General features: G+C 64.6%; 19 protein-coding genes. 11 read left to right on the top strand and 8 right to left on the bottom strand.

The annotated features are described in order from the left end of the window. Positions 1-86 precede the first annotated feature (86 nt). Both P6U30_RS01940 and P6U30_RS01935 read left to right on the top strand, forming a co-directional pair. Entirely contained in the window at positions 87-878 is a 792-nt protein-coding gene (locus P6U30_RS01940; protein WP_407167873.1) for a Bax inhibitor-1/YccA family protein, read from the top strand. 85 nt (positions 879-963) lie between these two features. Continuing rightward, positions 964-1494 carry a GNAT family N-acetyltransferase gene (locus P6U30_RS01935; RefSeq protein WP_407167872.1) on the top strand — a complete coding sequence of 177 codons (531 nt, stop codon included), beginning with the start codon at positions 964-966 and terminating at the stop codon, positions 1492-1494. Between the two features lie 90 nt (positions 1495-1584). On the opposite strand, the gene P6U30_RS01930 is transcribed toward P6U30_RS01935, so the two are convergent. The 3 genes from P6U30_RS01930 to acnA all read right to left on the bottom strand — a co-directional run bounded on the left by P6U30_RS01930 (position 1585) and on the right by acnA (position 6259). Next, the gene (locus tag P6U30_RS01930) at positions 1585-1974 is read right to left on the bottom strand and encodes a DUF2794 domain-containing protein (protein WP_407167871.1); all 390 of its coding nucleotides are present in this window, start codon (positions 1972-1974) and stop codon (positions 1585-1587) included. Between the two features lie 555 nt (positions 1975-2529). Next, positions 2530-3291: a DUF1223 domain-containing protein gene (locus P6U30_RS01925; RefSeq protein ID WP_407167870.1), complete on the bottom strand. Its 762-nt coding sequence runs from the start codon at positions 3289-3291 to the stop codon at positions 2530-2532. 247 nt (positions 3292-3538) lie between these two features. Next, positions 3539-6259 carry an aconitate hydratase AcnA gene (gene acnA / locus P6U30_RS01920; protein WP_407167869.1) on the bottom strand — a complete coding sequence of 907 codons (2721 nt, stop codon included), beginning with the start codon at positions 6257-6259 and terminating at the stop codon, positions 3539-3541. 237 nt (positions 6260-6496) lie between these two features. On the opposite strand from acnA, the gene ccmA reads away from it, so the two are divergent. The 5 genes from ccmA (at position 6497) to P6U30_RS01895 (ending at position 9724) form a co-directional block, all read left to right on the top strand. After that, on the top strand, positions 6497-7099 hold the full coding sequence (gene ccmA / locus P6U30_RS01915) for a heme ABC exporter ATP-binding protein CcmA (RefSeq protein ID WP_407167868.1): 603 nt from the start codon (positions 6497-6499) through the stop codon (positions 7097-7099). Between the two features lie 316 nt (positions 7100-7415). After that, positions 7416-8084 carry a heme exporter protein CcmB gene (ccmB, locus tag P6U30_RS01910; RefSeq protein ID WP_407167867.1) on the top strand — a complete coding sequence of 223 codons (669 nt, stop codon included), beginning with the start codon at positions 7416-7418 and terminating at the stop codon, positions 8082-8084. Between the two features lie 76 nt (positions 8085-8160). After that, positions 8161-8952 (top strand): heme ABC transporter permease, encoded by a 792-nt coding sequence (locus P6U30_RS01905; RefSeq protein WP_407170658.1) that lies wholly within the window; start codon positions 8161-8163, stop codon positions 8950-8952. A gap of 2 nt (positions 8953-8954) precedes the next feature. Continuing rightward, positions 8955-9134, top strand: coding sequence for a heme exporter protein CcmD (gene ccmD / locus P6U30_RS01900; protein ID WP_407167866.1), 180 nt, complete (start codon positions 8955-8957; stop codon positions 9132-9134). Continuing rightward, positions 9131-9724 (top strand): DsbE family thiol:disulfide interchange protein, encoded by a 594-nt coding sequence (locus tag P6U30_RS01895; RefSeq protein ID WP_407167865.1) that lies wholly within the window; start codon positions 9131-9133, stop codon positions 9722-9724. Before ccmD ends, P6U30_RS01895 begins: the two co-directional genes overlap by 4 nt. Before the next feature lie 176 nt (positions 9725-9900). Here P6U30_RS01895 and P6U30_RS01890 read toward each other — a convergent pair whose 3' ends face one another. Continuing rightward, positions 9901-10503, bottom strand: coding sequence for a septation protein A (locus P6U30_RS01890; RefSeq protein ID WP_407167864.1), 603 nt, complete (start codon positions 10501-10503; stop codon positions 9901-9903). Between the two features lie 123 nt (positions 10504-10626). Beyond that, positions 10627-11574 (bottom strand): signal recognition particle-docking protein FtsY, encoded by a 948-nt coding sequence (gene ftsY / locus P6U30_RS01885; RefSeq protein ID WP_407167863.1) that lies wholly within the window; start codon positions 11572-11574, stop codon positions 10627-10629. 49 nt (positions 11575-11623) lie between these two features. Between ftsY and P6U30_RS01880 the strand changes: the two genes are divergently transcribed. Beyond that, the gene (locus P6U30_RS01880) at positions 11624-12325 is read left to right on the top strand and encodes an RluA family pseudouridine synthase (RefSeq protein ID WP_407167862.1); all 702 of its coding nucleotides are present in this window, start codon (positions 11624-11626) and stop codon (positions 12323-12325) included. Between the two features lie 405 nt (positions 12326-12730). Here P6U30_RS01880 and mtaB read toward each other — a convergent pair whose 3' ends face one another. Both mtaB and dapF read right to left on the bottom strand, forming a co-directional pair. Further along, a complete protein-coding gene (gene mtaB, locus P6U30_RS01875) occupies positions 12731-14020 on the bottom strand; it encodes a tRNA (N(6)-L-threonylcarbamoyladenosine(37)-C(2))-methylthiotransferase MtaB (RefSeq protein ID WP_407167861.1) in 1290 nt (429 codons plus the stop codon). A gap of 5 nt (positions 14021-14025) precedes the next feature. Further along, entirely contained in the window at positions 14026-14901 is an 876-nt protein-coding gene (gene dapF, locus P6U30_RS01870) for a diaminopimelate epimerase (RefSeq protein WP_407167860.1), read from the bottom strand. A gap of 182 nt (positions 14902-15083) precedes the next feature. Here dapF and P6U30_RS01865 point away from each other — a divergent pair, with 182 nt between their 5' ends. Then, entirely contained in the window at positions 15084-15794 is a 711-nt protein-coding gene (locus P6U30_RS01865; protein ID WP_407167859.1) for a GyrI-like domain-containing protein, read from the top strand. A 5-nt stretch (positions 15795-15799) separates the two neighbouring features. After that, positions 15800-16531, top strand: a complete 732-nt coding sequence (locus P6U30_RS01860; RefSeq protein WP_407167858.1) for an SIMPL domain-containing protein — start codon at positions 15800-15802, stop codon at positions 16529-16531. 145 nt (positions 16532-16676) lie between these two features. Here P6U30_RS01860 and P6U30_RS01855 read toward each other — a convergent pair whose 3' ends face one another. Continuing rightward, entirely contained in the window at positions 16677-17741 is a 1065-nt protein-coding gene (locus tag P6U30_RS01855; RefSeq protein WP_407167857.1) for an MBL fold metallo-hydrolase, read from the bottom strand. Between the two features lie 456 nt (positions 17742-18197). Between P6U30_RS01855 and ffh the strand changes: the two genes are divergently transcribed. Continuing rightward, a complete protein-coding gene (ffh, locus tag P6U30_RS01850; protein WP_407167856.1) occupies positions 18198-19742 on the top strand; it encodes a signal recognition particle protein in 1545 nt (514 codons plus the stop codon). The last annotated feature ends 71 nt before the right edge of the window (positions 19743-19813 follow it).

Genomic DNA, 19813 nt, shown 5'->3' with positions numbered 1-19813 from the left:
CGGCAAACCGCGCCATCTGAGATAGATTTACGACCGGCGCCGCAAATCCCTTGCGCTCCACCGGGACCAACCACGGGAATTCGACCATGTCGGACCTAGACCGCAACTACGCTTCTCCTTTCGGCCGGGCCGCCGGGCGCATTGACGCTGCGGCCGTCGACGCCGGTCTGCGCGCCTACATGCTGCGCATCTACAACTACATGAGCATCGGCCTGGCCATCACCGGCCTTGCCGCGCTCGGTGTCTACATGGCTGCGGTGACCGGCGATCCGTCCGCCGCCGTCGCGAAGTTTGGCAATGCCTATCTGACGCAGTTCGGCTACGCGATGTTCGTCAGCCCGCTGAAGTGGCTGTTCATCCTCGCGCCCTTGGTGATGGTGTTCGTCATCTCGGCCGGCATCAACCGTCTGGCGCCCTCGACCGCCCAGTTGCTGTTCTGGGTGTTCTCGGCGCTGATGGGCCTGTCGCTGTCGTCGATCTTCCTGGTGTACACGCACACCTCGATCGTGCGCGTGTTCTTCATCACCGCGGCGACGTTCGGTGCGCTCAGCCTTTACGGCTACACCACCAAGCGTGACATGAGCGGCATGGGCTCGTTCCTGTTCATGGGCCTGATCGGCATCATCATCGCCAGCCTGGTCAACCTGTTCCTGGCGAGCTCGGCGCTGCAGTTCATCGTGTCGGTGGTCGGCGTGCTGGTGTTCGCAGGCCTCACCGCCTGGGACACCCAGCGGCTGAAGAACGACTACATCTATGGCTACGCCTCGCAGGGCGGCGCGATGGCAGAGCGTGCGGCGATCACCGGTGCCCTCTCGCTCTACCTGAACTTCATCAACCTGTTCACGCTGCTGCTGCAGCTCCTCGGCCAGCGCGACTGACGCGCAACGTCGAACGGACAGATCGAAGCCCCGGCCCAATTGGCCGGGGCTTTTCTTTTGCGCGGAGCAAAAATAGTGTCGCGCCATGTCCAATCCGGAAATCAGGCCGACCGTTGAGGCGGACCTTCCTTCCATCACCGCGATCTATGAGCAGGCGGTGCGTTTCGGCACCGCCACGTTCGAGCTGATCCCACCCGACCTCACCGAGATGACCCGCCGCTACCGAGCGCTGATCGATGGCGGCTTTCCCTACTTCGTTGCCGTGCACGAGGGACGCGTCGTCGGCTATGCCTATGCCGGCCCCTATCGGCCTCGACCGGCTTACCGCTTCACGGTCGAGAACTCGGTCTATCTGGATCCCGCGATCCATCGCCGCGGCATCGGCCTGCAACTGATGGAGCGCCTGATCGCCGAATGCGGAGCCCGCGGCTTCCGGCAGATGGTCGCCGTGATCGGCGATTCCGCCAACGCCGGCTCGATCGGCGTGCATCGCAGATGCGGGTTCCAGATGATCGGGACGCATCCAAACGTCGGCCTGAAGTTCGGCCGCTGGCTCGATACGGTGATGATGCAGCGCGAGCTCGGCGAAGGTGCCGGAACGGTGCCGACCGATTAGCCAAGATCCGTACCGGATGGAGCGCAAGCGAAATCCGGGGCTAGTTTATCCGCGGACACAGACCCGGATTACGCTTTCGCTCCATCCGGGTTACAGCGTTGAATTGGCCCGCCTAGCCAGTGCCAGCTTGCGATCGATCACGAGCAATACGCGCTCCAGCTCATGACCGCGGCGCAGGATCAGGCCTGTCGCCGAGATCACGCTGTACATGCCCTGCTTGCGCGCGAGGCGCGGGTCCTTCTCGATCCGGTAGATCGGCACTTCGGAGGCCCGGCGAAACACCGAGAACACGGCGCGCTCCTTCAGAAAGTCGATCGCGTAGTCGCGCCACTCGCCATCGGCGACCATGCGGCCATACAGGTTGAGAATGCGGTTGAGCTCAAGTCGATTGAAGGTCACGCGGTTGGGCTGGGCCGCGGCGGCGGGGCGCGCCACGGCACGCATCCCGCTCGGATCAGTGTCCTCCGACATCAAACTCATCGAGCGCCTCCTGTCATCCCGGTGACGACCTATTCCGAAGGCCGGTGTCCCTCTCCGGGATCGTCACGAGGCTGACATGATCGCGCTAAGCGAGGGGCATCGCAAGGGGCCATTCGCAATGCAAAGCAGGCGTAAACCATGTCGGAGCGCGACGGATTGTCCGAAAAAGAGTCACGGGAACGTTAGCAGAATCATATTGCTGCCCAACTTCCGCCCACCGCCTGCCCCGCTGCTCTGCGAAAAGAGAACCCTGCGTTGGCCCGGTCCTTTCGGTTCCGGATTCCTCAGCCCCCAGCCCCCCGGGGCCGTCGGGATCGGGCCTGTACGCGGGGGGAGTTGATCCCCAACACTGGGCCAACGAAAGTTGGTCCTTTTTGTTTTTGGCGATACTCACGCGCGATCGAAACGCGCAGAGTTGAGCCGCCCTCACCGCAACAGATTTCGGGACGGATATCGACGCCCATGTCTCGGGAAGACAGCGCGCGTTGGCACGCGATCGAAGGCTGGCATTCACTCAAAGCGTGACGCCGACCTCAAAAGGCAATCATACGCACTTTAGTGCAGTGAGGTGAATGCCGCGCCGAGCATCGGGCCCGGCCTGTCCCGACTGCCGTCCTGGACATACACGGCGGCGGCGTCGACGCCCTCGCGCGTGATGTTCTCCAACGGCACGGTCCAGCTTCCGGACGAACCGTTCCAGTCGCCGACCTTCAGCAGATTGCGGACGACATTGTGGTAGGTGATTTCGCGGCCGCGATTCTCGCCGCGTCCGATCGAGATCGGCACCGATTTCGAGATCGAGCAGATCCAGACTTCGCCGCGCGATACCGCCGGCGACTTGGACGCCGCCACCGAAACATTGATCTGCTTGCCCGTCAGTGTCATCGACACCGGCACCGACATCACGCCGGCGCTCCTGTCGGTGTCCTTGATGGCGCTTTCGATGGAAGCGCGATCGCTGCCGATCACATGCGCCGAGCCGTTGATCACGGCCTGCGGCGTGTAGACATCGCGATCGCCGCGCATATGCGAATAGGCTTTCTGGCGCGCACTGAAGCGCGAATCGGCCAGCGTATCCTTCCAGCCGAGATAGTCCCAATAGTCGATCGGCATGCTGAGCGCGATGACGCTCGGATCCTTCGCAAGATCGCCGATGATCTTGTCCGCTGGCGGACAGGACGAGCATCCCTGTGAGGTGAAGAGTTCGACGACGGCACGCGGATCGGCGTGAGCGGGGCGGATGATTGCGACGATTGCGCAGATGCCGAGCGCGCTGGACCATCGCGAGATACGATTATAGGCCATCATCGCTGTCATACTGCGAACCAGTCGTGATGATTTCCATCCGTATTTGTACGGAGCATGAAGTTGTCCCTGAACCGCGTGCCCCAAAACGCGAGAAAGCGGCCTTTTCATAGGCCGCCTTCTTTTTAGCCGCTACTCACTAAGCAGTGAGGCACTGATCACAAATCCGCGTTGGAGCATGATCCGGAAAAGTGTGAAGCAGTTTTCCCCCGCGACAAACGCAAGGCGTTTGCGCGGAGATCATGCTCAAACAAAGGGCCTAGGCGGCGAGTTTGCGCAGCACAAAATGCAGGATGCCGCCGTTGCGATAGTAATCGAGCTCGTCGAGCGTATCGATCCGGCAGAGCAGCGGGACTTCCTTCTTGCCCCCGCCATTCGAGGTGATCTCGGCAGTCAACGTCTGGCGCGGCTTCAGATCACCCTGGAGCCCGCGGATCGTGACCGTCTCGTCGCCCTTGAGACCGAGCGAGGACCATGACGTGCCTTCCTGGAAGGTGAGCGGAAGCACACCCATGCCGACCAGGTTGGAGCGATGGATGCGCTCGAAGCTCTGGCAGATCACCGCGCGCACCCCGAGCAGCCGTGTGCCCTTCGCGGCCCAGTCGCGCGACGAGCCGTTGCCGTATTCTGCACCGGCGAACACCACCAGCGGCACGCCCTCGTGCTGGTACTTCATCGCCGCGTCGTAGATCGACATCTGCTCGCCGTCGGGCCAGTGCTTGGTCAATCCGCCTTCCGGAATATTCCCGTCGGCGCCCTTCAGCATGAAGTTCTTGATGCGGATGTTGGCGAAGGTGCCGCGCATCATCACTTCATGGTTGCCGCGGCGCGTGCCGTACTGGTTGAAGTCGGCAGGGCGCACCTGGTGCTCGCTCAGGAACTTGCCGGCGGGCGAGGTGAGCTTGATCGAACCGGCCGGCGAGATGTGGTCGGTCGTGATCTTGTCGCCGAACATCGCGAGGATCCGCGCATCGACCACGTCGGTGATCGGTTCGGGCTCCTTCTTCATGCCTTCGAAGTAAGGCGGGTTCTGCACATAGGTCGAGCTCATGTTCCAGCGATAGGTCTCGCTTTCGGTGGTCTTGATCTTGCGCCAGTTGGTATCGCCCTTGAACACATCGGCGTACTTCTTCTTGAAGATCGTCGCGGTGACGTACTTCTTCATGAAGGCGTTGATCTCTTTCGCCGTCGGCCAGATGTCCTTCAGGAACACTGGCTTGCCGTCCTTGCCGATGCCGAGCGGCTCGACCGCGAGATCCTTGGTCACGGTGCCGGCGAGCGCATGCGCCACGACGAGCGGCGGCGAAGCGAGGTAGTTCGCCTGCACGTCGGGCGAGACGCGGCCTTCGAAGTTGCGGTTGCCCGACAGCACGGCGGCGGCGACAATGCCGTTGTCGTTGATCGACTTCGAGATCTCTTCCGGCAGCGGGCCGGAATTGCCGATGCAAGTGGTGCAGCCGAAGCCGACCAGGTTGAAGCCGACCTTGTCGAGATCCTTCTGCAGGCCGGAATTGGCGAGATATTCCGCAACCACCTGGCTGCCCGGCGCGAGCGAGGTCTTCACCCACGGCTTGGCCTTCAGGCCCTTGGCAGCCGCATTGCGCGCCAACAGGCCGGCGCCGATCAACACGCTCGGGTTCGAAGTGTTGGTGCAGGAGGTGATCGCGGCGATCACGACGTCGCCATGGCCGAGCTCGAAATCGCGGCCCTCGACGGCGTAGCGCTTTTCCTCACCATCAGGCTTCTTGTACTCGTTGACCAGTGCGCTGGCGAAACCGGAGGCGACCGATGGCAACGCGATGCGGCCCTCGGGGCGCTTCGGTCCGGCCATCGACGGCACGACGTCGCCGAGGTCCAGCGTCAGCGTGGTGGTGAACACCGGATCAGCCGAGTTGGCGGTGCGGAACAGGCCCTGCGCCTTGGCGTAGGACTGCACCAGCTTGACGCGATCGGCCTTGCGGCCCGAGGTCTTCAAGTAGTCGATGGTCGCAGCGTCCACCGGGAAGAAGCCGCAGGTCGCGCCGTATTCGGGCGCCATGTTGCCGATGGTCGCCTTGTCCGCGACCGACAGATAGTCGAGACCGGGGCCAAAGAATTCGACGAACTTGCCGACCACACCCTGCTTGCGCAGCATCTGGGTAACCGTCAGCACGAGGTCGGTGGCGGTGACGCCTTCCTTGAGCTGACCCTTGAGCTTGAAGCCGACCACTTCCGGCAGCAGCATCGACAGCGGCTGGCCGAGCATGCAGGCTTCCGCCTCGATGCCGCCGACGCCCCAGCCGAGCACGGCGAGGCCGTTGACCATCGTGGTGTGCGAATCGGTGCCGACCAGCGAGTCGGGATAGGCGACCTCGAAGGTGCCGGTCTTCTTGCCGACCGTCATCTTCTCTTTCTTGGTCCACACCGTCTGCGCGAGATATTCGAGATTGACCTGGTGGCAGATGCCGGTGCCGGGCGGCACCACCGAGAAGTTCGAGAACGCCTTCTGGCCCCACTTCAGGAACTCGTAGCGCTCCTGGTTCTGCTTGTATTCCTCGACCACGTTCTTCGCGAACGCCTTGTTGTCGCCGAAGAAGTTGACGATCACGGAGTGATCGATCACGAGATCGACCGGCACCAGCGGGTTGATCTTCTCGGCATCGCCGCCGAGCTTCTGCATCGCGTTGCGCATCGCCGCGAGATCGACCACGGCCGGAACGCCGGTGAAGTCCTGCATCAGCACGCGCGCCGGACGGAAGGCGATCTCATGCTCGAGCTGGCGCTTCTTCAGCCACTTCGACACCGCGACGATGTCGTCCTTTTTGACCGTGCGGCCGTCCTCGTTGCGCAGCAGGTTCTCCAGCAGAACCTTCATCGAATACGGCAGCTTCGAGATACCCTTCAGTCCGTTCTTCTCTGCCTGGGGCAGGCTGTAATAGACGTAGGTCTTGCCACCGACCTTCATGGTCTTGCGGCATTTGAAGCTGTCGAGCGAGGTCATGCGAGGAATCCCAATTCTCAGTTATACCCATGAGAGGTATTTTAACACCGTCGACCGCGCCGGCCGTGAGGATCGGCCAGGTGACTTGCGGCCGCCGACTGTGTGCTGCATCAAGTTCCGGGCTTATAGAATCTTTCTAGAAGCGCCGCCACACCGACAAGCGTGCGACAGCATTGCGCGACCCAAAAATTCTCACGCGGTAGCCAAAGATTTCAGAGGGCTGTGACAAGGAGCAACATGCGGCTCTCGGGGCGAAATCTGACATGCGTGCGTGGCGGCCGCGAGGTATTTTCCGGTCTGGATTTTTCGGCCTCCTCCGGCGAGATCGTCGCTGTCACGGGTCCGAACGGCTCGGGCAAGACGTCGCTCCTGCGCGTCATTGCGGGGCTCCTGGTTCCCGTCGAGGGCGCGGTCGCATTGGACGGCGGCGATGTCGAACTGAGCCTGCCCGAACAGGCACACTATCTCGGCCATCGCGATGCGCTGAAGCCGGCGCTCAGCGTGCTTGAGAATCTGTCGTTCTGGCGCGAATTCCTCGGCGGCAAGGCGGAGGACGCCGAACAGTGCCTCGCCGCCGTGGCGCTGGATCACGCTGCGCATCTGCCGGCAGCCTATCTCTCCGCCGGCCAGCGCCGCCGGCTGTCGATCGCGCGCCTGTTGTCAGTGCGACGGCCGGTGTGGCTGCTCGACGAGCCGACATCAGCGCTCGATGCTGCCGGCCATGAGCTGTTCGTCGGATTGATGCGCGATCATCTCGCGGGCGGCGGAATCATCATCGCCGCGACCCACCTACCGCTCGGACTCGACTCGCGCGACCTGCGGATGGGAGGTGCGGGGTGAGCGTGTTGTCCCTCTTGTCACTCAGCAGAAGTCTCTCCGTCCCCTCCCCCCTTGCGGGGGAGGGCATAGGCCGCCTTCGGCGGCCGTTCGTAAGAACGCCGAAGCGAAGCTTCGGCTATGGAGAGGGGTGCCACACGGCATGCTCTATCCGATCGGGCTTTGACGACGCGCGACCGAGATTGAAGGCGCGACGTTCCCATCAAACATCTCGCCTGGGGCTACCCCTCTCCCCCGCCCTCCTCCGCAAGGAGGGAGGGAGCGCAGTCTTGATGCGGCGCGACCGCTATTCGCGACGCGATCAGACCGGATACGCCGCATGAGCGCCCTCGCTGCATTGATCCGTCGCGACATCAGGATCGCGCTGCGCGTCGGCGGCGGCGCGCTGATCGGCGTGCTGTTCTTCTTGGCCGTCACGGTGCTGATGCCGTTCGCGGTGGGACCGGATCTCGCGCTGCTGTCGCGGCTCGGCCCGGCGATCCTCTGGCTCGGCGCGTTGCTGGCAAGCCTGCTCACTCTCGACCGCCTGTTCATGGCCGACCATGACGACGGCTCGCTCGATCTCCTCGTGATGAGCCGGACGCCGTTGGAACTCGCCTGCGCGGCCAAGGCGCTGGCGCACTGGCTCGCGGCGGGCCTGCCGCTGATCGTGGCGACGCCTGTCCTTGGCCTGCTGCTCAATCTAGACAGCACCGCGACGTCGGCGGTCGCGCTGACGCTGCTCGCGGGAACGCCGGCGCTGACCTTCACCGGCATGATCGGCGCGGCACTGGCCGTGACACTGCATCGCGGGGGGCTGTTGCTGGCGGTGCTGGTGCTGCCGCTGTCGATTCCCGTGCTGATCTTCGGCGTTGCGGCCTCGCAGGCCGCGATATCCGGCCCGGTGCCGTTCGGAACACCGTTTTCCATCCTCTGCGCGCTGTCGCTCATCAGCTTCGTGATCGGCCCGTTTGCCGCAGCCGAGAGCCTGCGGCACGGGCTGGACTGACCCTGCGCCCGATCAATTCTTGACGAGAGGACTTCGGCCAATTGCCTGCGACACATCAGACGACTATCAGGATGCCATGACGCTGATCGACCTCGCCAACCCGACCAGATTTCTGGCGCTGACTGCACGCATCCTGCCCTGGCTGGCCGGCGCGACCGCGATCCTGCTCGCGATCGGCCTCTATCAATCGGCCATGGCGCCCGACGACTACCAGCAGGGTGCCACGGTGAAGATCATGTTCATCCACGTGCCGAACGCCTGGCTGTCGATGTTCGTCTGGGGCGTCATGAGCGTGGCCGCGCTCGGCACACTGGTGTGGCGCCATCCGCTGGCCGATGTCGCGGCGAAGGCCGCAGCGCCGATCGGTGCCGCCTTCACCTTCCTCGCGCTGGTCACCGGCTCGCTCTGGGGCCGGCCGATGTGGGGCACCTATTGGGAGTGGGATGCGCGGCTGACCTCGGTGCTGATCCTGTTCCTGATGTATCTCGGCCTGATGGCGCTGTGGCGGGCGGTGGAGGATCCCTCGCGCGCGGCGCGGGCGGCGGCGATCCTCACTTTGGTCGGCGCGATCAACATCCCGATCATCAAGTTCTCGGTCGATTGGTGGAGCACGCTGCACCAGCCGGCCTCCGTGTTCCGCATGGGCGGCTCGACGCTCGACAAGGCGTTCCTGTGGCCGCTGCTGGTGATGGCACTCGCCTTCACACTTCTATTCGTCACGCTGCACGTGGCGGCGATGCGCAACGAAATCCTGCGCCGCCGTGTGCGCAGCCTGCAGATGATGCAGGCCAGCCGCATTGCGTTTACGAGCGAAGTGGGCACCGGTTCGCGTGAAGGAAGCGCGTCGAACGAAATTGGGGCGGCCTGACGATGTCGCTCGGACCCTACGCCCCCTTCATCGTGACGTCCTATGCGCTGGTGGCAGCCGTGGTGCTGCTGTTGATCCTCTGGATCGTCACCGACTATCGCCGGCAGCAGGCCCGCCTCAAGGAGATCGAGGCCAGCGGCGTGACGCGGCGCTCCGGGCGCAGCACGAGAGAGATCCGATGAGCGAGCAGGTGACCGATTCCCCGCCGCAGGGCCGACGCTGGCTGCTGGCGCTGCCGCTGATCATCTTCCTCGGGCTTGCCGGCCTGTTCTTGCTGCGGCTCTATGGCGACGATCCCTCGAAAATTCCGTCGGCGTTGATCGGCCGCCCGGCGCCGCAGACGGCGCTGCCGGCGCTCGACGGCCTCACGAAGGACGGCGCACCGGTTCCGGGTCTCGATCCCACCGTGTTCAAGGGCAAGGTCAGCGTCGTCAACGTCTGGGCATCCTGGTGCGTGCCCTGCCACGACGAGGCGCCGCTGCTGACCGACCTCGGCAAGGACAAGCGATTCCAGATCATCGGCATCAACTACAAGGATGCGCCCGACAACGCCCGGCGCTTTCTCGGCCGCTACGGCAATCCGTTCGGCATCGTCGGCGTCGACGGCAACGGCCGCGCCTCGATCGAATGGGGCGTCTACGGCGTGCCCGAGACGTTCGTGGTCGGCCGCGAGGGTAAGATCGTCTACAAGCTGGTCGGCCCAGTGACCCCTGATAACGTCAACACCGTGCTCAAGGCCGAGATCGAGAAGGCGCTGGCCGCCGGGACGTGATCGACTACTGCGTGCGTTCACCTCTCCCCGTGCTTTACGGGGAGAGGTCGAAATTCGCGCGAAGCGGGAATTTCGGGTGAGGGGCTTGGGATCGTTATTCCCGACCTTGTCCGTGGAGAGAACCCCTCACCCCAACCCTCTCCCCGCAAGAGCGGGGCGAGGGAGCAAAGTGGTGCTCACCCCTGCCGCACGTCGCCTGCCTCGGCTTCGCTGGCCTCCAGCGAGACCGGCTCGAGGTGGTAGCGCTTGGTCAGCGGCATCTGGGCGATGGCGAAGATCATGGTCAGCGGCGTCACGCCGAACACCTTGAAGTTCACCCAGAAATCCGTGGTCTGGGTGCGCCAGACGATCTCGTTCAGGATCGCCATGCCGGCGAAGAACAGCGCCCAGCGCAGCGTGAGGATGCGCCAGCCCTTCGGCGTCAGGTTGAACATCTGGTCGAACATGACGGCGATGAAGGAGCGGCCGAACAGCAACCCGCCGCCGAGCACCGCCGCGAACAGGCCGTAGATGATGGTCGGCTTGACCTTGATGAAGGTCTCGTCGTGCAGCACCAGCGTCAGCGTGCCGAACACCAGCACGATCACCCCGGTGACCAGCGCCATGATCGGCACGTGCTTGGTCACCACATAGGATGCGATCATCGCTACGACGGTCGCGACCATGAATGCGCCGGTCGCGACGAACAGGTGATACTTGGCGTTGGCGATGAAGAACACGAGCAGCGGCCCGAGTTCGGTGGCGAGCTTGAACAGCGGGTGCGGCTGGGTCTTGTCCATTACGTAACCTTTGTTGCCGTCATCACCCGCGAAGGCGGGTGATCCAGTACTCCGAGAGGTCTCGATTCCAGTGAGCGGCGCGGCGTACTGGATGCCCCGCCTTTCGCGGGGCATGACGAAAACCTAAGTTTCAATTCCGGCGATCGCCTTGGCAAAATCGTTCGCCGTGAACGGCGCGAGATCCTCGACGCCTTCGCCGACGCCGATGAAATGCACTGGCAGCTTGTGCTTTTCCGACAGCGCGACCAGGATGCCGCCCCGCGCGGTGCCATCGAGCTTGGTCATCACGAGACCCGTGACCCCTGCGGTGCGATGAAACGCCTCGACCTGCGACAGTGCATTTTGTCCCACCGTGGCATCGAGCACCAGCAGCACCGCGTGCGGCGCCGTCGCATCGACCTTCCTGATGACGCGCACGACCTTTTCGAGCTCGTTCATCAGCTCTGACTTGTTCTGCAGCCGTCCGGCGGTATCGATCAGCAGCACATCGCGCTGCTGCTCCTTTGCCGCGGTCAGCGCGCTGAAGGCGAGGCTCGCGGAATCCGAGCCTTGCGTCCCGGCGATGACCGGCGACTTGGTGCGCTCGCCCCAGACCTTGAGCTGCTCGATCGCCGCGGCGCGGAAGGTGTCGCCGGCGGCGAGCATCACCTTGCGGCCTTCGGCGGAGAATTTCGCGGCGAGCTTGCCGATCGTGGTGGTCTTGCCGGAGCCGTTGACGCCGACGACGAGGATCACGAACGGCTGCTTCGAGGTGTCGATCTCGAGCGGCTTCGCCACCGGCGCCAGCACCTTCTCGACCTCGGTCGCGACCACCTCCTTCACCTCGTCGGCGGAGATCGCCTTGTCGTAGCGCCCCTTGCCGACCGCATCCGCGATCCGCACGGCGACCTCGGTGCCGAGATCGGCGCGCAGCAGCACATCCTCGATGTCGTCGAGCATGGCGCGATCGAGCTTGCGTTTGATGACGAGATCGGCGACTGCCGTCCCGAGCGCACCGGAGGTCCGCTTCAGGCCGCCCTTCAGCCGCTGCCACCAGCTCAGTTTTGGAGTTCCCGCAGTGGTATCGTTCATGGTGCAGGTGTGTTAGCCGTTTCGCCTCGCAAACGAAAGTCTCGACCAATTGATCGATGTTCCCTCATTGACCCCTGACGAAATCCTGGCGCGGGTGCTCCACCGCGACGGGTTGATGCTGGTCATCGACAAGCCGGCCGGATTGCCGGTGCATCGCGGCCCCAAGGGTGGGCCCAATCTGGAGGCGTCGTTCGACGCGCTGCGGTTCGGACTGCCGCGGCCGCCGGTCCTCGCGCACCGGCTCGACAAGGACACCTCCGGCTGCCTGGTGCTGGGACGCCACCGCAAGGCGACCGCTTCGCTCGGATTGCTGTTCAAGCATGGCAAGATCGCGAAGACCTATTGGACCGTGGTCGAGGGCGGCCCTGCTGAAGACGAGGGCACCATCGACCTGCCGCTCGGCAGGCTCAACGCCGAGCGCGGCTGGTGGCAGAAGCCGGATCCGGATGGACAGAAGGCCGTCACCAACTGGAAGGTGCTGGGCCGCGGCGATGGCCTCACCTGGCTTGCGATGGAGCCCGTCACCGGCCGCACCCATCAGCTTCGGGTGCATTCCGCCGCCGCAGGATGGCCGATCGTCGGCGACAATATCTACGGCAATGGCCCGCGCTTCGGCGTGCCGATCCTGCACCTGCATTCCCGCGAGATCGCAATCCCGATCTCCAGGAACAAGGAGCCCGTGCAGGTGATCGCGCCGGCGCCGGCGCATATGCACGAGCGGCTCAAGGCTTGCGGCTGGAACGGCGAGTGACCTTAGACATCCTACCGACCCGAGATGGGACGCGTGAACGCGCGCCCGATGACAGGCTCCGCGAAGGTTTCGACGGCGAGCTTCTGATTCAACGGTCGAACAGCTTGCTCAGTGTCATCACCCGCGCATGCGGGTGATTGGCCCGTTAGGGACGCGCTGGTGGAAGGGTTCCCTCGCCCCTTGCGGGGGAGGGTTAGGGAGAGGGGTGGCCACACGACGTGCTCGGTCCGTTTTCGTCACAATGACAAGCGAACGCAAGTTGCGAGGACGACGCCCACATCGATCATCTCACCCGCGGCTTACCCCTCTCCCCAACCCTCCCCCGCAAGGGGGGAGGGAACCTGATGAGCGTGCTCACCTCACGGTCGCTTTGGGAAGACACATGGTGTCAACGCGGAATCGATGTCACCCCTGGAGCTTGTGCGTCGATGAATTCCCGGCGGGCGCCAGAAGGCGCGTGCCGTCGTGTCCGGTCACGACGAGCCGCCGCACTGCGCCCGGCACATCGTCACTGATCGCAACAGGCAGGAAGTGCTCGGTGCGGCCCTGCGTGCTGCTTTCGATCAGCACGTCGCGCGTGGCGCCGATCTCCGATGCCAGCCGCCGCCGTAGCCCAGCTTCGCCGGCCGCACGCAATCGCTTGGCGCGCTCCTTGATCGCGCCGCCTGCGACTTGCGGCATCCGCGCCGCCGGCGTCCCCGGACGCCGCGAATAGGGAAACACGTGCAGGAACGTGAGATCGCACTCCTCGACCAGATCGAGCGAACGCGCGAACATCTCTTCCGTCTCGGTCGGGAAGCCGGCAATGATGTCGGCGCCGAAGGCGATGTCCGGCCGCAGCCGCCGCACCTGCGTGCAGAAATCGATCGCGTCCTTTCGCGAATGCCGGCGTTTCATCCGCTTGAGGATCATGTCGTCGCCGGATTGCAGCGACAGGTGCAGATGCGGCATCAACCGGGCATCGTCGGCGATGACGTCGAGCAGATCGCGGTCGGCCTCGATCGAATCGATCGAGGAGATGCGCAGCCGCTTCAGCTCGGGCACATGGCGCAGGATCTGCCGCACCAATTGGCCCAGCTTCGGCGCGCCCGGCAAATCAGCGCCGTAGCTCGTGAGATCGACGCCGGTCAGCACGATCTCGGCGTGGCCGCGCGCGACCAGCGTGCGGACCTGATCGACCACCGCGCCCATCGGCACCGAGCGCGAATTACCGCGGCCATAGGGAATGATGCAGAAGGTGCAGCGATGGTCGCAGCCGTTCTGCACCTGCACGAACACCCGCGGCAAGCCGCGCTCGAATCCGTCGAGCAGATGCGGCGCCATCTCCGTCACCGCCATGATGTCGGCAACGGCGACCTTCTCGCTTGCGCCGATATCGAACGCTGCGCGGGTCGCGCGCCAGGCCTCGCCGCGCATTTTCTCGTCATTGCCGACGACGCGATCGACCTCGGCCATGCCGGCGAACATCTCCGCCTGGGTCTGCGCCGCGCAGCCGGTAACGACGATGCGTGCCGCCGGGCGCTCGCGCTTTAGTTTGCGGATCGACTGCCGCGCCTGCGCCACCGCCTCGTTGGTGACGGCACAGCTATTGATGACGATGGTGTCGGCAAGGCCCGCCTGCTCCGCCTCGCGGCGAATCACTTCGGACTCGAACGCGTTGAGCCGGCAGCCGAAGGTGACGACGTCGACGCCCATGATGGTCAGGCCGTACCGGCGAACAGCGCCGGATCGAAGCGGCCCTCATATTCGAACTCGGCGGTGCCGGTCATCAGCACGTGATCGTCGCGCTCGCGCCATTCGATGCCGAGCTTGCCGCCCGGCAGCGTGATCTCGACAACGCGGTTGGCGCGCTTCAGCCGCGCCGCGGCGACCGCCGTCGCGCAGGCCGCCGAGCCGCACGCCTTGGTGAGGCCCGCGCCACGCTCCCAGGTGCGGATCGTGATGTGATCGCGATCGACGATATGGGCGAGCGTGATGTTGGCGCGCTCCGGGAAGATCGGATGATTTTCGAGTAGCGGCCCGAACCGCTCGAGGTCGAAGGCGTTGACGTCGTCGACCCAGAAGATCGCGTGCGGATTGCCCATGCTGACCACCGACGGTGAGTGCAGCACCGGATTGTCGATCGGCCCGACCTGCAATTCGATGTAGCGGGTGTCGCGGAATTCCTCCGCCAGCGGAATGTCCTGCCAGCCGAACTTCGGCGCGCCCATGTCCACGGTGTAGAGATCGGGCGCCGGGCCCTGCCAGCAATTGAGCAGGCCGGCGCGGGTCTCGAAGGTCGCTGTGGTCTGGCCGGTTGACTCGAACACGCGCCGCACCACGCAGCGCATGCCGTTGCCGCAGGCGCCGGCCTCCGAGCCGTCATTGTTGAAGATCGCAATGAACGCCTCGGTGCCCTGAAGCCGTGGCGGCTGCAGCACCATGAGCTGGTCATAGGGCACGCCGCCCGAAGGCGATGCCACTGCGCGCGCCTCCGCCGCCGAGACCTGCGCTTTGGAATCGCGCAGGTCGACGACGACGATTTCGTTGCCGATGCCGTTCATCTTGGCGAATGCGTGGTTGGCGAGCGCGCTCATGGATTTTCCCAATTTCTGCCCGCTTATATGGCGAGTGGTGGCTGAAAGGCCAGCATCGATAGTCCTATGACGCATCTGTCATGGGACGAAAGCGGAACTTGCGTGTTAGGAATGTTGCACCTTGCGGACCGTGCGCCGGGACAGCTCAAGCGGCCGTCTGGGGATGGGATGGAGAATACCGAATGAACTGTATCAGCACCTTCCGCGCGGCCCTGGTCGCGCTGCTGCCTTTGGCCGCGATCGCTCTGGCAAGCCCGGCGTCCGCCCAGTCGCCAGCCGCCTCGCCCGCTCCCGCAGCGAGCCCCAGCCCGACACCTGCTCCCACACCCTCCGCAACGCCGGTGCCGCCGCCGGCCGAGACCAAATCACCGGCTGACAGCCCCGCCGCCTCCCAGACCCCCGCGCCGCCACCGGCCGCGCCGGTGCAGACCGCCGACCCCTTCGGCGAGCCGATCACGCTGGAGCCGAAGAAGGTCGTCATGCTGAAGGGCACCGCAAACTGGGATTCGGCCTTCGATACCCTGATCGACGCCTTCAAGACCCTCACCGCGCTGCTCGACAAGCAGAGCATCAGCGCATCGGGCAATCCGATGATCGTCTACACCTCGACCGACGATACCGGCTTCACCTTCATCGCCGAGATTCCGGTCGATCAGGACGTGAAGAACCTGGGCAAGAACATGAGCATGGGCAATTCACCCGAGGGCAAGTCGCTGAAGTTCGTCCACCGCGGCTCCTACGACAACATGGACAACACCTATGAGGCGATCACCAATCACCTCGACGACAAGAAGCTCGAAGCCAAGGACACTTTTATCGAAGAATACATGACAGATCCCCTGAAGACCGCTGAAGACAAGCTCGTGATCAACGTCTACGTACCCTTGAAGTGAACCAGATGACCCACCGCCTCCCCCTCGGCCTCCCCTTCGCTGCCACTCTGATCGCGACCACGCTGCTGGCTGCACCCGCGCTGGCCGACAACGACTTTCCGCCGGCGATTTCGGTCACCGGCGAGGCGACCGTCTCCGCCGCGCCGGACCAGGCGCAGCTCGACGCGGGCGTCACCACCGACGCCAAGACCGCGCGCGAAGCCGCCGAGGCCAACAATGTCACGATGGGCAAGGTGCTGGCCGCGCTGAAAGACGCCGGCATTGCGGAAAAGGATTATCAGACGTCGCGGCTGTCGTTGCAGCCGCAATTCGCCAACCGTCCGGCGCCGTCCCCGACCACACCGCCCAGCATCGTCGGCTATCACGCAAGCAACCGCATCACCATCAAGCTGCACGATGTGAGCAAGGTCGCAGGCATCATCGACGTGCTGGTCGGAGCCGGCGCCAACGATATCGGCGGGCTGAATTTCTCGGTGTCGCAGGCCTCGAAGCTGCTCGACGACGCCCGCGAAAAGGCGATCGCCGACGCCCGCCGCAAGGCCGAGATCTACGCCAAGGCCGCGGGTGTCACACTCGGCGCGCCGCTGAACATCTCGGAAGTCGGCTCAGCGCCGGGACCGGTCTTCCGCACCAAGATGGCTACCGCCGGCTTCGCCGCGCCGACGCCGGTTGCCCAGGGCGAGGAAACACTCACGGTCAATGTGAGCGTCTCCTGGTCGATCAAGGGTAACCAATAAGTCCAGGCGTCGTCCCTGCGAAAGCAGGGACCCATAACCACAGGATTCCGCAATTTGGATTCGCTGTGGCCACGGCTGCCCAAGGCAAACGATGACGGTGGTTATGGGTCCCGGCTCGCGCTTCGCTTCGCCGGGACGACAACCTTCAAATCTCGAACACCTGTCCCGGCCTCAACACCGCGAATTTTTCGCGCGGCACGCTTGCGGCATCGAGCGCTTCGCCGAGCGCGATGATCGGTGCGTCGATCGCCTCATCGGTCAATTGGAATGTGCCGTGGTGATGCGCCAGCGCCTGTTGCGCGCCGCAGTCGGCGAGCGCCTTCACGGCGTCCTCCGGGTTCATGTGCTGGTCGCGCATGAACCAGCGCGGCTCATAGGCGCCGATCGGCAGGATCGCGAGCCGCAACGGGCCATGCGCCTCGGCGACGCGGCGGAAATGCCGTCCGTCGCCATAGCCGGAATCGCAGACGATGTAGAGTTTGCCGGCCGGCGTCTCCAGCACGAAGCTCGCCCACAGCGCCCGGTTGCGGTCGAACAGACCGCGCGCCGACCAGTGCCGCGTCGGCACCAGCGTCACGGCAAGCCCGCCTCCGAGCTCGACGCGCTGATGCCAGTCGAACGCTTCGGCTTTGATCGCGGCATCGGCCTCGCGCATCGTGATGTCGTTGCCGAGCGGCGTCACCACGCGCGGGCCGAACGTCTTGGTCAGTTTCGACAGCGTCGCGACGTCGAGATGATCGTAATGGCCGTGCGACACCAGCACGACATCGATCCTGGGCAGCTTCTCGAAGGCGATGCCGGGATCATTATGCCGCTTGGGACCTGCGAAGCGGAACGGCGACGCGCGTATCGACCACACGGGATCGACGAGGACGTTGAGGCCGCCGGCCTGGATCAGCCAGCTTGCATGACCGACGAAGCAGAGCCGCGCCGTGCCGCCGTCGACGCGGGGCGGCGGCGTGTCGGCATAGGGGCTCGGCACCCAATCCGGCCAGGCAAAGCGCTGCCGGCCGCCGCCGAATTGCCAGCGCAGCACCGCGCCAAGCGATTTCGGCGGCACACCGTCGGGATCGAAGAAGCGCAAGCCGTCGAAATGATCGGAGATGGGGCCGTCATAGCTTTTCATGGATGAGATCCAGATGGATGGAACGCCGATCGCCGCAGCGGCTCCGGTCAGGGTAGCGAGAAGGCGGCGACGGGTGAGACGCAAGCGGGGTTCCGAAATGGCTGGTGGGCAGCTTCGTCTATATGGGTGACCCATGCGCCTTCCGGAACCGGAACGTGGGAAACACAATGCTTTCAGAGACTTAGGATTTGCATTCGCGGGAATGCAAGCAAACTTTGCTTGACTTTCCGGCCCCGGCAGCGTTTAACGCCGCCACTTTCTCGGAAAGACCCGTCTTTTCGACCCGCCGACCGGCCCTGGAGGCCGGAGGTCAACGCCCGACAGCGCGATGCGCCCTCGGGCGCGAAAGTGTTTGGACCATCGTCTTGGCACGATGCCAAGGCAGACTATGTCGTCATCACCCGCGAAGGCGGGTGATCCAGTATTCCAGAGCGTATCGGATTGAACCGAGCTGCCGCGGCGTACTGGATACCCCGCCTTCGCGGGGTATGACGAGAAGCGAATGAGGCGCGCTCACGGGCGCAACGAAGGACAACGGCATTGTTCGACAATCTGTCGGAAAGGCTTGGCGGCATTCTCGATCGTCTGACGGGGCGCGGTGCGCTGACCGAAAAGGACGTCGATGCCGCGATGCGCGAGGTGCGCCGTGCGCTGCTCGAAGCCGACGTCGCGCTCGAAGTGGTCCGCAGTTTCACCGAGAGGGTGCGCGAGCAGGCGATCGGCGCCACCGTCGTCAAGTCGGTCACACCAGGGCAGATGGTGGTGAAGATCGTCCATGACGAACTCGTCGCCACGCTCGGCTCCGATGGCCAGACCATCGATCTCAACACGGTGCCGCCGGTTCCGATCATGATGGTCGGTCTGCAGGGCTCCGGTAAGACCACCACCACCGCGAAGCTCGCCCGGCGTATGGTCCAGCGCGACAAGCGCAAGGTGCTGATGGCCTCGCTCGACGTCTACCGCCCGGCGGCGATGGAGCAGCTCGCGGTGCTGGGCCGCGACCTCGACATCCCGACGCTGCCGATTGTCGCCGGCCAGATGCCGCCGCAGATCGCGCGGCGCGCGCTCGAAGCCGGCAAGCTCGGCGGCTACGACGTCGTGCTGCTCGACACCGCCGGCCGCACCACGCTCGACGAAGAGATGATGAAGGAGGCGGCCGACATCAAAGCCGCTGCCAACCCGCACGAAGTGCTGCTGGTCGCGGACTCCCTCACCGGCCAGGACGCGGTCAACCTCGCGCGCTCGTTCGACCAGCGCGTCGGCCTCACCGGCATTGTCCTGACCCGCGTCGACGGCGACGGTCGCGGCGGCGCCGCGCTGTCGATGCGCGCGGTCACCGGCAAGCCGATCAAGCTGATCGGCACCGGTGAAAAGACCGATGCGCTGGAGGACTTCCATCCGAGCCGCATCGCCGGCCGCATCCTCGGCATGGGCGACGTCGTCTCGCTGGTCGAGAAGGCCGCCGCCAACATCGACGCCGAAAGGGCCGCGCGCACCGCCGAGCGCATGCGCAAGGGGCAGTTCGACCTCAACGACATGCGCGAGCAATTGCAGCAGATGGCGAATATGGGCGGCATCGGCGGGCTGATGGGCATGATGCCCGGCATCGCCAAGATGAAGAACCAGATCGCGGCGGCCGGCATCGACGACCGGATCATCAAGCGCCAGGTCGCGATCATCGATTCGATGACGCGGCAGGAGCGCAAGAATCCGGACATCCTGAAAGCGAGCCGCAAGAAGCGCATCGCGGCGGGCGCCGGCCAGAGCGTCGAGCACGTCAACAAGCTCCTGAAGATGCACCGGAACATGGCCGACATGATGAAGGCGATGGGAAGCGGCAAGCGCGGCCCGCTTGCCGGCATCGCGCAGGCGATGGGCTTCGGCGGCGGCATGAAGCCGCCCTCGCCCGAGGAGATGAAGGCGCTCGCCGAGAAGATGCAGGGCGGCGCCGGTGGTCTGCCGAACCTGCCGAAGGATATGCCCGTCGGCCTGCGCGGCGGCCTGCCAAACCTGCCCGGGCTGACCGGTCTCAGCGGCAAGCCGACGCTACCCGGCCTCGGCGGCTTCCCGGGCAAGAAGAAATGAGGAATTCGTCGCGACGGGTCGCATACAGCCTGCGCGACGCGGAATATCAATCAACCGAACACATCGTACTT

Origin of the sequence: Bradyrhizobium sp. ORS 111 (assembly GCF_045571485.1) — a bacterium.
In the GTDB taxonomy this organism is placed as follows: domain Bacteria; phylum Pseudomonadota; class Alphaproteobacteria; order Rhizobiales; family Xanthobacteraceae; genus Bradyrhizobium.
The sequence above is the reverse complement of the archived record's forward strand: the minus strand, read 5'-3'. Positions and strand labels throughout refer to the sequence as shown.

Bases quoted from the DNA above. Each gene is read 5' to 3' on its own strand.
- P6U30_RS01940 (WP_407167873.1), top strand. From the start codon at position 87: ATGTCGGACCTAGACCGCAACTACGCTTCTCCTTTCGGCCGGGCCGCC.
- P6U30_RS01935 (WP_407167872.1), top strand. From the start codon at position 964: ATGTCCAATCCGGAAATCAGGCCGACCGTTGAGGCGGACCTTCCTTCC.
- P6U30_RS01930 (WP_407167871.1), bottom strand. From the start codon at position 1,974: ATGAGTTTGATGTCGGAGGACACTGATCCGAGCGGGATGCGTGCCGTG.
- P6U30_RS01925 (WP_407167870.1), bottom strand. From the start codon at position 3,291: ATGACAGCGATGATGGCCTATAATCGTATCTCGCGATGGTCCAGCGCG.
- acnA (WP_407167869.1), bottom strand. From the start codon at position 6,259: ATGACCTCGCTCGACAGCTTCAAATGCCGCAAGACCATGAAGGTCGGT.
- ccmA (WP_407167868.1), top strand. From the start codon at position 6,497: ATGCGGCTCTCGGGGCGAAATCTGACATGCGTGCGTGGCGGCCGCGAG.
- ccmB (WP_407167867.1), top strand. From the start codon at position 7,416: ATGAGCGCCCTCGCTGCATTGATCCGTCGCGACATCAGGATCGCGCTG.
- P6U30_RS01905 (WP_407170658.1), top strand. From the start codon at position 8,161: ATGACGCTGATCGACCTCGCCAACCCGACCAGATTTCTGGCGCTGACT.
- ccmD (WP_407167866.1), top strand. From the start codon at position 8,955: ATGTCGCTCGGACCCTACGCCCCCTTCATCGTGACGTCCTATGCGCTG.
- P6U30_RS01895 (WP_407167865.1), top strand. From the start codon at position 9,131: ATGAGCGAGCAGGTGACCGATTCCCCGCCGCAGGGCCGACGCTGGCTG.
- P6U30_RS01890 (WP_407167864.1), bottom strand. From the start codon at position 10,503: ATGGACAAGACCCAGCCGCACCCGCTGTTCAAGCTCGCCACCGAACTC.
- ftsY (WP_407167863.1), bottom strand. From the start codon at position 11,574: ATGAACGATACCACTGCGGGAACTCCAAAACTGAGCTGGTGGCAGCGG.
- mtaB (WP_407167861.1), bottom strand. From the start codon at position 14,020: ATGGGCGTCGACGTCGTCACCTTCGGCTGCCGGCTCAACGCGTTCGAG.
- dapF (WP_407167860.1), bottom strand. From the start codon at position 14,901: ATGAGCGCGCTCGCCAACCACGCATTCGCCAAGATGAACGGCATCGGC.
- P6U30_RS01865 (WP_407167859.1), top strand. From the start codon at position 15,084: ATGAACTGTATCAGCACCTTCCGCGCGGCCCTGGTCGCGCTGCTGCCT.
- P6U30_RS01860 (WP_407167858.1), top strand. From the start codon at position 15,800: ATGACCCACCGCCTCCCCCTCGGCCTCCCCTTCGCTGCCACTCTGATC.